This is a genomic window from Streptomyces sp. NPDC005566, assembly GCF_040605575.1.
Taxonomy (GTDB): domain Bacteria; phylum Actinomycetota; class Actinomycetes; order Streptomycetales; family Streptomycetaceae; genus Streptomyces.
This window is the reverse complement of the sequence record NZ_JBEXDB010000003.1, coordinates 133,134-147,544: the sequence shown is the minus strand read 5'-3', so window position 1 is coordinate 147,544 and position 14,411 is coordinate 133,134. Positions and strand designations below refer to the sequence as shown.

Sequence of the window (14,411 nt, the reverse complement as noted above, 5' to 3'; positions counted from 1 at the left end):
GGAACCGTGGTCCCCATGATGCCGGACGGTAAAACCGTGCGATCAATCACAAACCAGTTTGACGCACGGGCGTGCCGGACCCTACGGCAGGGGGGCCGATTGGGCGTGGATGGGCGGTGACCGGGGCGGATGTCGGCGCCTGGCCCTAGGCTGGCCGAGTGTCCGGAAAGCCGGTGAGAGCGCAGGCCAAGGGGGCTGATGGGGTGTCGGAGGACAAGAATTCCGCTGTGGGCGAACAGCCCGTTCGGGGTCGGAAAAATGCCGCGAAGCGCCCGGCCGGGGCGTCCACGGCAGCGAAGAGGACGGCGAAACCGGAATCGCACCTCGCGATGGTCCGCCGTGCCCGCAGGATCAACCGCGAGCTGGCCGAGCTCTATCCGTATGCCCATCCCGAGCTGGATTTCCGTAACCCCTTCGAGCTCCTGGTGGCCACGGTGCTCTCCGCCCAGACCACCGACCTGAGGGTCAACCAGACGACTCCCGCACTCTTCGCCGCCTGTCCGACGCCCGAGGACATGGCTGCCGCCGCACCCGAGAAGCTCGAGGAGATCATCCGGCCGACCGGCTTCTTCCGGGCCAAGACAAGGTCCCTGATCGGCCTGTCGGCGGCCCTCCGGGACGACTTCGGCGGTGAGGTCCCCGGCCGCCTCGCCGATCTCGTGAAGCTGCCCGGCGTCGGCCGCAAGACGGCCAATGTCGTCCTCGGCAACGCTTTCGGCGTACCGGGCATCACGGTGGACACCCACTTCGGGCGACTGGTCCGCCGCTGGAAGTGGACGGAGCAGGAGGACCCGGAAAAGGTCGAGGCGGAGATCGCGGTGATCTTCCCGAAGAGCGAGTGGACGATGCTCTCGCACCGCGTGGTCTTCCACGGCCGCCGCATCTGCCACTCCCGCAAGCCCGCCTGCGGCGCCTGTCCGATCGCCCCGCTCTGCCCCTCGTACGGTGAGGGCGAGACCGACCCGGAGAAGGCCAGGAAGCTTCTCAAGTACGAGATGGGCGGATATCCCGGCCAGCGCCTCAGCCCGCCCCCGGACTACCCGGGCATGCCCGCCCCACCCCTGGGAGCCGGGTGACGGCCATCCGTCCCCGCGGGTGCCCCACCCGTATCCGGAACGAAATGGCAGACGACAGGCGTTGCAACGACGGGGGTGCCCATGACGCACGCACAAAGGACACGGGCCGCAGGGAACGCGGCCACGACACAGGCGGCCACGACGCGAACGGACGCGTCGCAGACAGGTGCGCCCCACGGCAGCGCGGCGCCCCACGACAGCGTGGTCACCGTCACCACTGAAGGGCTGCCCGGCTGGCTGGACCCCGTTGCGAGCGCGGCGCAGAGCGTCCAGGCCCAGCAGCTCAGCAGGTTTCTGCCGCCCGAGAGCGGAGCCGGCCGCCAGTCGGCCGTCCTGATCCTCTTCGGGGAGGGAGAGCGCGGACCCGAGCTGCTCCTGATGGAGCGCTCCGGATCCTTGCGCTCCCATGCAGGCCAGCCGTCCTTCCCCGGGGGCTCTCTCGACCCGGAGGACGGTGACGAGGCGACCACCGGACCGCTCAGGGCGGCGCTGCGGGAGGCCGAGGAGGAGACAGGCCTCGATCCGAGCGGTGTCCAGATCTTCGGTGTCCTGCCCCGTCTCTACATTCCGGTGAGCAGCTTCGTGGTCACGCCCGTCCTCGGCTGGTGGCGGACGCCGAGCCCCGTCGGCGTGGTCGACCCGGCCGAGACCGCCCGCGTCTTCACCGTCCCCGTGGCGGATCTCACGGATCCGGCCAACCGGGCCACCGCCGTCCATCCGAGCGGCCACCGGGGTCCGGCATTTCTGGTCGAATCCGCCCTGGTCTGGGGATTCACAGCCGGTGTGATCGACCGGATTCTGCACTACGCGGGGTGGGAACGCCCTTGGGACAGGGCCAAGCAGGTGCCGCTCGACTGGCGCGCATGACAGGCTGACTCCCGTGCTGCGCTGTTCCGGGCCTGGCCCGGACCCCGTCGAACCGGACGGGCCAGGTGACGAATCTGCGAGGCTATAGACGGTGAATGTGCTGGACATCCTGCTGCTGGTCGGCGCCGTGTGGTTCGCGGTCATCGGATACCGCCAGGGTTTCGTCGTCGGCATTCTGTCCGTGATCGGGTTTCTGGGCGGCGGTCTTGTCGCCGTCTACCTGCTGCCGGTCATCTGGGATCAGATGACCGACGGGTCGGAAGTCTCCTCCACAGCTGCCATCGTCGCGGTCGTGATCGTGATCGTGTGCGCCTCCGTAGGACAGGCGTTCACCACCCACCTCGGTAACAAACTCCGCCGATACATCACGTGGTCGCCCGCGCGCGCCCTGGACGCCACGGGCGGCTCGCTGGTCAACGTGGTGGCCATGCTGCTGGTCGCCTGGCTGATCGGCTCCGCACTTGCGGGCACGTCACTGCCGACCCTGGGCAAGGAGGTCCGTAGTTCCTCGGTCCTGCTCGGAGTCTCCCGGGTGATGCCCGATGAGGCCTCCACGTGGTTCACGGACTTCTCCTCGGTCCTGGCCCAGAACGGCTTCCCGCAGGTCTTCAGCCCCTTCGCCAATGAACCGATCACCGAGGTCAAGGCCCCGGACCCGGCGCTTGCGGGCAGCCCCGTCGCCGCCCGCGCCAAGAAGTCCATCGTCAAGGTCGTCGGCATGGCGCCGGGCTGCGGCAAGGTCCTGGAGGGCACCGGCTTCGTCTTCTCGAACCGCCGCGTGATGACCAACGCCCATGTGGTCGGCGGCGTCGACGAGCCGACCGTGCAGATCGGCGGCGAAGGCCGGCTGTACGACGCGAAGGTCGTCCTCTACGACTGGCAGCGCGACATCGCCGTACTGGACGTCCCGGACCTCGACGCGGAGCCCTTGCGCTTCTCCGACACCCGCAGCGACGCGGAGAGCGGCGACGACGCCATCGTCGCCGGCTTCCCGGAGAACGGCGCCTACGACGTACGCTCCGCCCGTATCCGGGGCCGCATCGACGCCGACGGCCCGGACATCTACCACCGGGGCACCGTGAGGCGCGATGTGTACTCCCTGTTCGCGACCGTGCGTCAGGGCAACTCCGGCGGACCGCTGCTCACTCCGGACGGCAAGGTCTACGGAGTGGTGTTCGCCAAGTCGCTCGACGACCCGGACACGGGCTACGCGCTGACGGCCGACGAAATCCGCGAGGACATCGAGCTCGGCAGGGCAGCTAACCAGCAGGTCGACAGTCAGGGCTGCGCGCTCTGACCGGGAAGTAGCGCGACACCCGGCGCGTGTGCGAGGCAGGTGCGCCGGGTACGTCGCGGGCACAGCCCGCCCGGTGTCTACGCCGTGGCGGGTCGGACGACTGCTGTGTCATCCACGGGGATGCCGCAGCCGCGCCGAGACCCATCGGGCCCGGCGGTGCAGAATACGCGGAATGCCCAGCCGAAGATCATGGAAATCGCTCACATCGTGCACCCGGCTCGGAGAGCCGCCCCCCTCATGAGTGCTCGGACCAGCAGGAGCGGTCGAGCGGCGGTTGCGTGCTGCGTCACTGAAGTCGCGCGTCCAGCCCATACCCCGACGTCTGCCCGTGACCCAAGGTCGGTAATCGCGTGGGAGTCAGCCAATTGGCTTATGCGGCAGGCAATTGGCTGTTCGTCGGGCACCTGTGCCCGTCGGCTACCGGTCGGGCTCGGGATCCTTGAGCCAGTTGATGAGTTCGGTCGAGAACGCGACCGGATCCTCCTCGTGGGGGAAGTGCCCCAGACCGTCGAAAAGTCGCCAACGGTACGGGGCTTCGACGTACTCGCCGGACCCCGCGGAACTACGTGTGCGGATCGCCGGATCGAGTGAACCGTGCAGATGCAGCGTCGGTACGCGCACGGGGCGCTTCATGCGCCGGTTGAACTGGACGCCGTCCGGACGGGCCAGCGAACGAACCATCCAACGGTAGGGCTCGATCGCACAGTGAGCCGTCGAAGGGATGCACATGGCGCGGCGGTAGACGTCCACCGTCTTGTCGTCGGGAAAGCCCAGGGTCCGCGGACCGGACCAGTCACGGATCAGCCGGGCGACCAACGCCGCCTCGTCCGCGACGAGCTGACGCTCCGGCACCCAAGGCCGCTGGAAACCCCAGACGTGCGAACCGGCCTTGGACTGTGCGAAGTCGGAGAGCATCGAGGACCGCCACCGGCGGGGATGCGGCATCGACGACACCACGAGACGTCGTACGAGTTTGGGCCGCATCACCGCGGCCGTCCAGGCGAGATAGCCGCCCATGTCATGTCCGACCAACGCCGCGTCCGGCTCGCCGAGCGAGCGGATCACACCGGTGACGTCGAGCGCCAGATTGGCCGGGTCGTAGCCCCGGGGCGTGCGGTCGCTGCCGCCCACCCCGCGCAGGTCCATCGCGACCGCGCGGAAACCGGCATCGGCGAGCGCAGTCAGCTGATGGCGCCAGGTCCACCAGAACTGCGGGAAGCCGTGCAGCAGCAGCACGAGCGGCCCGTCGCCGAGCTCGGCGATATGGAAGCGTGCACCGTTGGCCGCCACATCGCGGTGGGTCCAGGGACCGTCGAGACGTACGGGACCGCCGGAACCGGCAGCCGGTCCCAACGGTCCCACTGGGCCGTACGGGCCGGATGCGCTGAAATCGGGGTCGGTCATGTCGACGAGCGTGCCACAGCGGCCGCCTTGTCCTGGACCGGGCGGCTCTCGATGGCCCTGTCCGCGAGCGTGCTGCCCGGCGCCCGGCCGATCGCACCTACGGGTTCGGTGGGACGGGGGTGCGGCTTGACGCCCTGCAGGACCGCCGCGGTCTGCTTGGCCGAAGCGATGGACTTCTCCGGCGGCTTGACCTTCTTGAACTTGGCGAGGCCGAACAGGGCGAGAAGGATCCCCAGCAGAATGAACGCGCCGCCCACGATCAGGAACGACCAGGCGAGCCCCAGCCCCAGATTGTGGATCCCATAGGCTGCCGCGAAGCTGAGCACGGGGATCGCGAACAGGATCAGCACGCCCGTGACGATGAACGCCACGCTGCCGATCACGCCCCGCTTGACGTCCTGGCGTACCTCGGCCTTGGCCAGGGCGATCTCGTCGTGCACCAGCGCAGACATCTCAGCCGTCGCGGAAGCGAACAGCTGTCCGAGACTACGGTCCGCGCTGCCCGCGTAGTTGCCGGGGTCGCTCATCCCTGACTCCCTCTCCTCTTCAGTACATCCGATGTCAGATCATGCCGGACTGTCCGGCTTGCTGCTCGCTGCCCCCGCCTGTTCGGCAAGGCGGCGGTGCTCGGCAGCCTTCCTCTCGTGGAGCGCAGCCATCCGCAGGTGGTACTCCGGGTCCTCCTGCTCGTAGATGTCGGGCACTCCCGATTCGTCCTCGTCGAGCTCCTCCGCCTCGTACAGAGCCCTGTATCTGCGTACCCGGACTTTCAGCAGTACACCGGAGAGTACGGCGGCAATGAGGGAACCGAGCAGGACCGCGGCCTTGACCTCGTTGATCATGCCCTCGTCGCCCGCGAAGGCGAGCTCCCCGATGAGCAGCGAAACGGTGAAGCCGATCCCGGCGAGTGCGGCCACGGCGAGCACATCCGCCCAGGCCAGGTCCTTGTTCAACTCCGCCTTGGTGAAGCGGGCGACGAGCCAGGTGCCGCCGAAGACGCCGATCGTCTTGCCGACGACCAGGCCGAGGACCACACCGAGTGTTTCGGGCCGGGTGAAGACGCCCGCCAGGGCATCGCCCTTGAGGGTGACACCGGCCGAGAACAGTGCGAACACCGGCACGGCGAACCCGGCGGAAAAGGGGCGCACCAGGTGCTCGATGTGTTCGCCGGGAGACTGGGACTCACCTTCGCGCCTGGTGCAACGGAGCATGAGCCCCATGGCGACACCGGCGATCGTGGCGTGGACGCCGCTGTTGTACATCAGCCCCCAGATCACCAGGGCGAGCGGCAGGTAGACGTACCAGCCACGGACTTCCACGCGCTGCAGGAGGTAGAACACGGCCAGACCGGCGAAGGCCCCCGCGAGGGCCAGGAAGTTGATGTTCTCGGTGAAGAAGATCGCGATGATGAGGATCGCGAACAGATCGTCGACCACGGCGAGGGTGAGCAGGAACGCGCGCAGCGCCGCCGGCAGCGTCGTGCCGATGACCGCGAGAACTGCCAGTGCGAACGCGATGTCGGTGGCGGTGGGCACCGCCCAGCCGGCTGCGGAGCCTCTCCCGAACACGGCGGCAAGGGTGTAGACGACGGCGGGAACGGCCATGCCGCACAGAGCGGCGGCCACGGGCAGGGCCGCTGCCCGGGGGTCGCGCAGTTCGCCCGCGACCAGTTCGCGTTTGAGTTCGACGCCTGCGACGAAGAAGAAGACGGCGAGGAGTCCGTCGGCCGCCCAATGGGCCACGGAGAGATCGAGCCCCAGCGATGCGGGGCCGAAGTGGAAGTCGCTGACGGCCGCGTAGCTGGAACCGAGGGTGTTCGCCCAGATCAGCGCGCTGACGGCAGCGACCAGAAGGATGACGCCGCCGACCGTCTCGGCCCTCAACGCCTCGGCGACGTAGTTCCTCTCGGGCAGGGAGAGGCGGCCGAGCAGCGTACGGCGGGGGGAAGGGGGTACAGGCGCGGCCACGAGGGGAGACCTCCGGGTCGGGTACGGCAGCGATGGCATGGCAGATGCACGTGCCGACCAGACTTCCCGGCGCCCCTGTGAAAATTTGATATGAGGTTGTCGGCCTGTTCCGTTGACGAAGAGGCCGCGGTCGTCACTGTACCCGGGGTGCCGATGGACGTATCCAGTGCTCGTCGCCCATCGAAGCGCATCTTCACCCTGGACGCGCGAAGGGGCACCCGGCGCGTTGCCGGATGCCCCTACGAGCCGTACGAAAGAAACTGGATCGGCTCAGTCCTCCGTGGACGCCGTCGGCAGCTGTGTCTGGATGAGGTCCATCACCGAGGAGTCGGTGAGCGTGGTGACATCGCCCAGCTCACGGTTCTCGGCGACGTCTCGCAGCAGGCGCCGCATGATCTTGCCGGACCGGGTCTTCGGCAACTCGGCGACCGGCAGCACCCGCTTGGGCTTGGCGATCGGGCCGAGCGTGGTGCCGACGTGGTTCCGCAGCTCGGCGACGAGCTCCTCGGAGGCGGTGGCGGTGCCGCGCAGTATCACGAACGCGACGATTGCCTGACCGGTCGTCTCGTCATTGGCACCGACCACGGCCGCCTCGGCGACCGAGGGGTGCGAGACGAGAGCCGACTCGACCTCGGTGGTGGAGATGTTGTGCCCGGACACGAGCATCACGTCGTCGACCCGGCCGAGCAGCCAGATGTCACCGTCGTCGTCCTTCTTCGCACCGTCGCCCGCGAAGTACTTGCCCTCGAAGCGTGACCAGTAGGTGTCGATGAAACGCTGGTCGTCGCCCCAGATGGTGCGGAGCATCGACGGCCACGGCTCGGTCAGGACGAGGTAGCCGCCCCCGCCGTCCGGTACCTCGCGGGCCTCGTCGTCGACAACGGTGGCCGAGATGCCGGGCAGTGCGCGCTGCGCCGAGCCGGGCTTGGTCGCCGTGACCCCGGGAAGCGGCGAGATCATCATCGCGCCGGTCTCCGTCTGCCACCAGGTGTCCACGATCGGACAGGCGTCGGCACCGATGTGCTTGCGGTACCACATCCATGCCTCGGGGTTGATCGGCTCACCGACCGAACCGAGGACACGCAGCGACGACAGGTCGAACTTGGCGGGGATGTCGTCTCCCCACTTCATGAACGTACGGATCGCCGTCGGTGCCGTGTAGAGGATCGTGACGCCGTACTTCTGGACGATCTCCCAGAAGCGCCCCTGGTGCGGGGTGTCGGGTGTGCCCTCGTACATGACCTGGGTCGCGCCGTTGGCGAGCGGGCCGTAGACGATGTAGGAGTGTCCGGTGACCCAGCCGATGTCGGCGGTGCACCAGTACACATCCGTCTCGGGCTTGAGGTCGAAGACCGAGTGGTGCGTGTACGCCGCCTGCGTGAGGTATCCGCCCGAGGTGTGCAGGATGCCCTTCGGCTTACCCGTCGTACCCGAGGTGTAGAGGATGAAGAGCGGGTTCTCCGCCTCGAAGGCCTCGGGGGCGTGCTCGACGGACTGCCGGCCGGTGATCTCGTGCCACCAGACGTCCCGGCCCTCGGTCCAGGCGGTGTCCTGCCCGGTGCGGCGGACCACGAGCACGTGCTCGACGCTGTCGAAACGGGCGACGGCGTCGTCCACGGCGGGCTTGAGCGCGGTCGGCTTCCCACGGCGGTAGCCGCCGTCGGCGGTGATGACGACCTTGGCGTCCGCATCCTGGATGCGGGCCGCGATGGCGTCGGCGGAGAATCCGCCGAAGACGACCGAGTGGGCGGCGCCGATACGGGCGCAGGCCAGCATCGCGACGGCTGCCTCGGGGATCATCGGCAGATAGACGGCGACCCGGTCGCCCTTACCGACACCGAGCTCGGTGAGGGCATTGGCGGCGCGGGAGACCTCGTCCTTCAGCTCCGCGTAGGTGATCGCGCGGCTGTCACCGGGCTCGCCCTCGAAGTGGATGGCGACCCGGTCACCGTTCCCCGCTTCGACGTGGCGGTCCACGCAGTTGTACGCGACGTTGAGTTTGCCGTCGGCGAACCACTTCGCGAAGGGCGGGTTGCTCCAGTCGAGCGTTTCGGTCGGCTCAGTGGCCCAGGTCAGGCGGCGGGCCTGCTCGGCCCAGAAGCCCAGCCGGTCCGCATCGGCCTGCTCGTACGCCTCCACTGTCACGTTGGCGTTCGCGGCCAGATCGGCAGGCGGTTCGAACCGCCGCTCCTCCTTGAGCAGATTGGCCAGGCTTTCGTTGCTCACGACATCTCCCATTCCCAGGGTGTCCGTTGTGTCCCGGGGGACAGCTCATCAGGCCGCAGGCCAGGTGACAAGTGTCTGCCGGGAATTGGTTTAGACCTGTGTCTCGTGTATGGGGGCACACGCCCCGCTTCCACAGGTGGGTTTGTGCACTGTGGAAGCGGGACCACAAGGTCTCACGGACCTGGGACACATGCGGTTCAGGCGTCGACCGCTGTGCCGGGTACGGCGTGGGCAGCTCGGACAGGGGGACCGCAGGGTTGAGGGGTGCGCTCAAGGGCGAGCTCAGGGGCGAGTTCGGCGGTGAGCTCGGGGCCGGGCCCCCGGCTGGGGTCCCAGCTGGGCTCGGTGCCGGGTTCCGGGCCGGGTGCGACGCGGGCGAAGACCTCGTCCGGGCCGGTGCCGGAACTTTCTCCCTCGGTCAGCAAGTACGCCTGTGCCTCGCCGACGTGGAAATACATGCCGTGGAGCTGCAAGGTTCCTGCGGCGAGTCGGCGCGCGACCGAGTCATGGGCCCGCAGATGATCCAACTGCTGGACCACATTGGTCAGGCAGAGCTGCTCCACCGCATCGGCGGGCAGCCGCCCGGAGATACGCGCCCAGGTGTGGTGGCGGGACTTCATGCGATCGAGGCTCGGCAGGCCGTGCCGAAGCCAACGCCACAGGGGGGTTCTGGGAGCATCCGGCGCGCCCCCCATCAGAGCCTGCATGGCGCCGCATCCGGAGTGACCGCAGATGGTGATCGACTCGACCTTCAGCACATCCACCGCGTACTCGATCGCGGCAGCCACGGAGTCGTCGCTGCTTTCGCCCTCCTCCTCCGGCAGCGGAACGAGATTGCCGACGTTCCTCACGGTGAAGAGGTCCCCCGGGCCGCTTGATGTGATCATGCTTGTCACCAGGCGGGAATCGGCGCAGGTGATGAACAGCTGGGAGGGCCGCTGGCCCTCGGCGGCCAGTCGTGCCAGCTCTTCGCGAACCAGCGGGGCCGTGGTGCGCTGAAATGAGCTGAGGCCTCTGAGTAGCCAATGGGCGCCGCGCCGGTCGGCGCTGGCGGCAGTCGGGGCGGGGGCGGCTGTGGAGGCCGTCGCCGTGGAGGCTGCGCTCTCGATGGTGTGCTCGGACCGGTCGTGGCAGTGGTGGTTGCGCCACGGGGTCCATGGGCGGCAGCAGGAATGAGCCGCTGACGCAGGCTCCCCGATCCGGCCCCCGGACCGCCCGGTGAAGACGATCCGGCCGCCCAGGGCGATCTGGCTGGTACGCCACTCCTGGATCGTCTCGTACGCCGCGTGGTCCATGAAGAATCCGTCCAACTCGACGACCGCGTCGGCCCCTTGGGGGAGCCGCCCGAGCGTCCGGCTGAGCCTGGGAACGGCCAGGAAGGTCAACTGCCCCCGGACGGTCACCACGTACCTGCCTTCCCGCTTCGACACGGTGATCCTGGTGCGGGCCAGCCGGTGCAGGGCGATGACGACGGCTACGGCGATTCCGATCGCCACGCCCTTGAGGACGCCGGCCAGGATCACGCCGGTGATCGTGGCTCCGTACACCGGGAATTCGCGGTGCTTATGAACGTTACGGATGTGAGCGAAGCTGACCATCTGGATGCCGACCACCATCACCAGAGCGGCGAGCGCAGCCAGTGGGATCCACTCGAGAGCTGCGACCAGCAGCATGGCGGCCAGCAGCACCCACAAGCCGTGCAGCACCGTGGCGGATCGCCCCGTCGCCCCCGCCCGTACATTCGCCGAGCTGCGCACCGCACCCCCGGACACGGGGAGCCCGCCGAACATTCCCGCCAGCGCGTTGGCGACGCCCTGGGCGCGCAGCTCACGGTCGAGATCGGAGCGCTTCACGGGTGTGGCTGGTGTCGTGCCGTCCTTGGGCGGGGCGGCCGCCCGGTCGGCAGCCAGTTTGTCCACGGCGACTGCGGAGAGCAGGGATTCCAGGCTGGCGACCAGCATGACCGTGAGGACTGCGGTGGCCAGGGCGGCGGCAGACCCTTGCGGCAGCTCGGGCAGCGCGTGCGAGCTCCAGGACGGCAGATCGACCCGGGCGATTCCGGGTGTGGCCACGGCGGCCACGGCCGTCGCGATCGCCACGGCGGCGAGTGCTGCCGGAATCCGGCGCACCATGAGCCCGATGCGTCCCGGTAGCCGTGGCCACAGGACAAGCAGAGCGACGGTCAGTCCGCCGATGAGAGGTGCGGCCGGGCTGAGCTGCGTCAACTGAGCAGGCAGTGAAAGGGCGTTGTCGAGGACGGAACTCTGCGGTGTGCTGCCGAGCACGATGTGCAGCTGGGCGAGCGCGATGGCCACACCGATGCCGGCGAGAGTGCCGTGGACGATGGCAGGGCTGACGGCCAGTGCACTGCGGGCGGCTCTCAACGAGCCCAACAGGATCTGCAGGAGCCCTGCACCGATGGTGATTGCGCAGGTGGTTCGCCAGCCGTAGATCTGGATCAGCTCGGCTGTGACCACGGTCAGTCCGGCGGACGGGCCGCTGACCTGGAGAGGAGCGCCGCCGAGCAGTCCGGCGACGATGCCGCCGATGGCCGCTGAGACCAGTCCGGCCTCGAGCGGAGCATCCATGGCGACGGCGAGGCCGAGCGACATGGGGACGGCGATCAGAAAGACAGTGATCGATGCGGACAGATTGTTGCCCGAGACGCGGAAACGACGGCCTCGGGGCGGTGGTGGGGGGCTGTGAGTTCGCTTGATTCCCGAGGCTCGGGGCGGGCGCGAACTGCGGGATGTGTGGTCGTCGCGGGTGGGGACGCAGGCAGACATGTTCCCGTCTCCTCCGGGGCAGCGCGGTCGCGGACATTGATGACGCGGCCGTGGGTCACGGCGTGCAGCGGCGGGATTTCTCAACTCTCAGTAAACGGATCGTAATGGAGAGTAAAGAACTGTGTCCATGTTTTCGATCAGATAGCCCATTGAGTCACTCATTCAAGTGAATAAGCAGCTTTTCATCCGGCTTGTCGTACTGATTCCCGCAGAGCTGCGTGCGACGTTGACGGCGCCGTGTGGCACTTCAACGCACGACTTCTGCAAGGAAGAGGGTGGACGTAATGATGGCCGCCACGAAGAGGATCGCCCTGGGCGCCGTAGCCACTGCATTGATCGCCGGCCTGGCGGGCTGCTCGGGTACCGGTGCCGGTGGTACCGGCACCGCAAAGAAGTCAGAGGCCGACGCGGGGGAGCACTCCCCGGCGGCAGCGCCCAAGGGCGCGGTCAAGGTCATCGGTGACGGCTCGACGGCCTACACCGGAGCTCAGCCGAAACTCCCCGTGGCGAAGCGCCTGAAGGCAGGCCAGAAGCCGCCGCAGTTCGTGGTGTTCTCCTGGGACGGCGCGGGGGAGGACAGTCAGAAGCTCTTCTCGCACTTCCGCAGTGTCGCGAAGAAGTACGACGCGAAGATGACGTACTTCCTCAGCGGTGTGTATCTGCTGCCGGAGGAGAAGAAGGCCCTCTACGACCCGCCGCAGCATTCGGCCGGCCGCTCCGACATCGGCTTCAACGACACGGAGGGCATCCGCGACACGCTGGACGAACTGCGTGCCGCCTGGCTCGACGGCAACGAGATCGGCACCCACTTCAACGGGCACTTCTGCGGTCCGGACGGTGGTGTGGGCACCTGGACCGTCGAGGAGTGGAAGAGCGAGATCAGCCAGGCGAAGTCCTTCGTCAAGAACTGGAAGACCAACGCCCCGCTGCTCAAGACCGAAGCCCCGTTGCCCTTCGACTACGACAAGGAACTTGTCGGCGCACGCACGCCCTGCCTCGAAGGGCAGAAGAACATGGTCGCAGCGGCACGGACTATGGGATTCCGCTATGACTCGAGCGGGGTCGGCAACCAGGTCTGGCCGGCGAAGAAGGACGGCGTCTGGGATCTCCCCCTCCAGCTCGTGCCGGTTCCCGGCCGCGCCTTCGAGACCCTCTCGATGGACTACAACTTCATGTTCAACCAGTCCGGCACGACGCAGGGGGACCCGAACCAGCACGCGTACTGGGGCAACCAGATGCGGGACGGTCTGCTTCAGGCCTTCGCTCGCTCGTACAAGGGCAACCGTGCACCTCTGATCATCGGCAATCACTTCGAGTCCTGGAACGGTGGCACCTATATGCGTGCCATCGAGGAGACGATCAAGACCGTCTGCACCCAGCAGGATGTGCAGTGTGTCTCCTTCCGTCAGCTTGCCGACTGGCTGGATGCGCAGGACCCGGCGACGCTGGCCAGGCTCGGAACACTGAAGGTCGGTCAGGAGCCCCAGCAGGGATGGGCGTCCTTCCTCGGAGGGGCCGCTCCGAGGAAGCCCGCTGGCAGCCCCGTACCGGCCGGACCTGCCGACCGGTCGGCAGGTGAAGACGCCGACAGGAGCGCGGAATAGGGCTTCTCGTCCGGAGCATGCCCGGCCGGTCGACCGGCGCGTCGGCGGGTCGCGGGCCCACCGACGGGTCCGGGGCTCGCCGACTGGGTCCAGGGTTCGTCAGCCGGTCGGTGGGCCGCCTCCGCCGGTGGGCAGGCCGGCTGGGTGGTAGGGAGGGCGCTGGGCGGCGGTCAGGCCGGCTGGGCGGCGCCTACGTCCGTGAAGCGTTCCTTCAGTACAAAGGCGGGGTCGACCTGGGCGGCCAGGTCGGCACCGGTCTTCTCGTTGCCCCAGCTCTCCGCGTTCTTCAGGTGGAAGTGCACCATCTGGCGGGTGTAGCGTTCCCAGTCGCGCTGTTCGTACGAGTCCTCCGCGGCGTTCTGCAGGGCTTGGAGGGCCATCCGGTTGTCGGCCTCGAGCAGATCGAACGGGGCCGGCCTGCCCTTCTCCATGGTCCGGACCCAGTTGGACTGGCCGATGCCGACCAGCAGGTCGTCGCCGACCTCCTCGCGCAGGAATTCGAGATCGTCCTCGCCCTGCACCTTGTTGCCGACGACCTTCAGGGCGACGCCGAAGTCCCGTGCGTATTCCTTGTACTGGCGATATACGGAGACTCCCTTCCGGGTCGGCTCGGCCACCAGGAATGTCATGTCGAAACGCGTGAACATCCCGGAGGCGAACGAGTCCGATCCCGCCGTCATATCGACCACTACGTATTCGTCCGGACCGTCGACCAGGTGGTTGAGGCACAGCTCGACCGCTCCGACCTTGGAGTGGTAGCAGGCCACCCCGAGGTCGGACTCGGTGAACGGGCCGGTGGCCATCAGCCGGATGTCCCCGTCATCGAGCCTCACCGTCCGTGCGCAGGCTTCGTAGACGGGGTTGTCCTCGCGGACCCGCAGCAGCCGTGAGCCCTCGCCCGGTGGTGTTGTTTTGATCATCGTCTCGGCGGACGCGATGCGCGGGTTGCTACCGCGCAGGTAGTCCTTGATGAGAGGCAGCTGCGCCCCCATGGCGGGCAAGGCGGCGGCCTCCGTCTCTTCCAGGCCCAGCGCGGCCCCGAGATGCTGGTTGATGTCGGCGTCCACCGCGACGACGTGGGCTTCATTGGCAGCGAGGTGGCGGATGAAGAGCGAGGACAGCGTGGTCTTGCCGCTGCCGCCCTTCCCCACGAAAGCGATCTTCATGTTCACCTAGGGTAGCGG

General features: G+C 68.0%; 11 protein-coding genes. 4 read left to right on the top strand and 7 right to left on the bottom strand.

The genetic code is table 11. The annotated features are described in order from the left end of the window. Positions 1-227 precede the first annotated feature (227 nt). The 3 genes from nth to ABZS61_RS05955 all read left to right on the top strand — a co-directional run bounded on the left by nth (position 228) and on the right by ABZS61_RS05955 (position 3,240). Positions 228-1,076 (top strand): endonuclease III, encoded by an 849-nt coding sequence (gene nth, locus ABZS61_RS05965; RefSeq protein WP_356416742.1) that lies wholly within the window; start codon positions 228-230, stop codon positions 1,074-1,076. Between the two features lie 81 nt (positions 1,077-1,157). After that, the gene (locus ABZS61_RS05960; RefSeq protein ID WP_356416740.1) at positions 1,158-1,943 is read left to right on the top strand and encodes a CoA pyrophosphatase; all 786 of its coding nucleotides are present in this window, start codon (positions 1,158-1,160) and stop codon (positions 1,941-1,943) included. 91 nt (positions 1,944-2,034) lie between these two features. After that, positions 2,035-3,240 (top strand): MarP family serine protease, encoded by a 1,206-nt coding sequence (locus ABZS61_RS05955; protein WP_356416738.1) that lies wholly within the window; start codon positions 2,035-2,037, stop codon positions 3,238-3,240. Between the two features lie 108 nt (positions 3,241-3,348). Here ABZS61_RS05955 and ABZS61_RS05950 read toward each other — a convergent pair whose 3' ends face one another. The 6 genes from ABZS61_RS05950 to ABZS61_RS05925 all read right to left on the bottom strand — a co-directional run bounded on the left by ABZS61_RS05950 (position 3,349) and on the right by ABZS61_RS05925 (position 11,623). Beyond that, positions 3,349-3,552, bottom strand: coding sequence for a hypothetical protein (locus ABZS61_RS05950; protein ID WP_351165640.1), 204 nt, complete (start codon positions 3,550-3,552; stop codon positions 3,349-3,351). Positions 3,553-3,657: 105 nt separating this feature from the next. Then, on the bottom strand, positions 3,658-4,644 hold the full coding sequence (locus tag ABZS61_RS05945; RefSeq protein WP_356416735.1) for an alpha/beta hydrolase: 987 nt from the start codon (positions 4,642-4,644) through the stop codon (positions 3,658-3,660). After that, on the bottom strand, positions 4,641-5,171 hold the full coding sequence (locus ABZS61_RS05940; protein WP_356416733.1) for a phage holin family protein: 531 nt from the start codon (positions 5,169-5,171) through the stop codon (positions 4,641-4,643). Before ABZS61_RS05940 ends, ABZS61_RS05945 begins: the two co-directional genes overlap by 4 nt. 39 nt (positions 5,172-5,210) lie before the next feature. Further along, positions 5,211-6,650, bottom strand: coding sequence for a Na+/H+ antiporter NhaA (nhaA, locus tag ABZS61_RS05935; protein ID WP_356416731.1), 1,440 nt, complete (start codon positions 6,648-6,650; stop codon positions 5,211-5,213). A gap of 231 nt (positions 6,651-6,881) precedes the next feature. Continuing rightward, entirely contained in the window at positions 6,882-8,849 is a 1,968-nt protein-coding gene (gene acs / locus ABZS61_RS05930) for an acetate--CoA ligase (RefSeq protein WP_356416729.1), read from the bottom strand. A 185-nt stretch (positions 8,850-9,034) separates the two neighbouring features. Then, positions 9,035-11,623, bottom strand: a complete 2,589-nt coding sequence (locus tag ABZS61_RS05925; RefSeq protein WP_356416727.1) for a SulP family inorganic anion transporter — start codon at positions 11,621-11,623, stop codon at positions 9,035-9,037. A 284-nt stretch (positions 11,624-11,907) separates the two neighbouring features. Between ABZS61_RS05925 and ABZS61_RS05920 the strand changes: the two genes are divergently transcribed. Then, positions 11,908-13,227 (top strand): hypothetical protein, encoded by a 1,320-nt coding sequence (locus tag ABZS61_RS05920; protein ID WP_356417155.1) that lies wholly within the window; start codon positions 11,908-11,910, stop codon positions 13,225-13,227. Between the two features lie 170 nt (positions 13,228-13,397). Here ABZS61_RS05920 and ABZS61_RS05915 read toward each other — a convergent pair whose 3' ends face one another. Beyond that, on the bottom strand, positions 13,398-14,393 hold the full coding sequence (locus ABZS61_RS05915; protein WP_356416725.1) for an ATP-binding protein: 996 nt from the start codon (positions 14,391-14,393) through the stop codon (positions 13,398-13,400). Positions 14,394-14,411: the final 18 nt, after the last annotated feature.

Coding starts and splice junctions, on each gene's coding strand:
- ABZS61_RS05915 (WP_356416725.1), bottom strand. CDS start 14,393: ATGAAGATCGCTTTCGTGGGGAAGGGCGGCAGCGGCAAGACCACGCTG.
- acs (WP_356416729.1), bottom strand. CDS start 8,849: ATGGGAGATGTCGTGAGCAACGAAAGCCTGGCCAATCTGCTCAAGGAG.
- ABZS61_RS05940 (WP_356416733.1), bottom strand. CDS start 5,171: ATGAGCGACCCCGGCAACTACGCGGGCAGCGCGGACCGTAGTCTCGGA.
- ABZS61_RS05920 (WP_356417155.1), top strand. CDS start 11,908: ATGATGGCCGCCACGAAGAGGATCGCCCTGGGCGCCGTAGCCACTGCA.
- ABZS61_RS05950 (WP_351165640.1), bottom strand. CDS start 3,552: ATGGGCTGGACGCGCGACTTCAGTGACGCAGCACGCAACCGCCGCTCG.
- ABZS61_RS05945 (WP_356416735.1), bottom strand. CDS start 4,644: ATGACCGACCCCGATTTCAGCGCATCCGGCCCGTACGGCCCAGTGGGA.
- ABZS61_RS05925 (WP_356416727.1), bottom strand. CDS start 11,623: ATGTCTGCCTGCGTCCCCACCCGCGACGACCACACATCCCGCAGTTCG.
- nhaA (WP_356416731.1), bottom strand. CDS start 6,650: ATGCCATCGCTGCCGTACCCGACCCGGAGGTCTCCCCTCGTGGCCGCG.
- ABZS61_RS05960 (WP_356416740.1), top strand. CDS start 1,158: ATGACGCACGCACAAAGGACACGGGCCGCAGGGAACGCGGCCACGACA.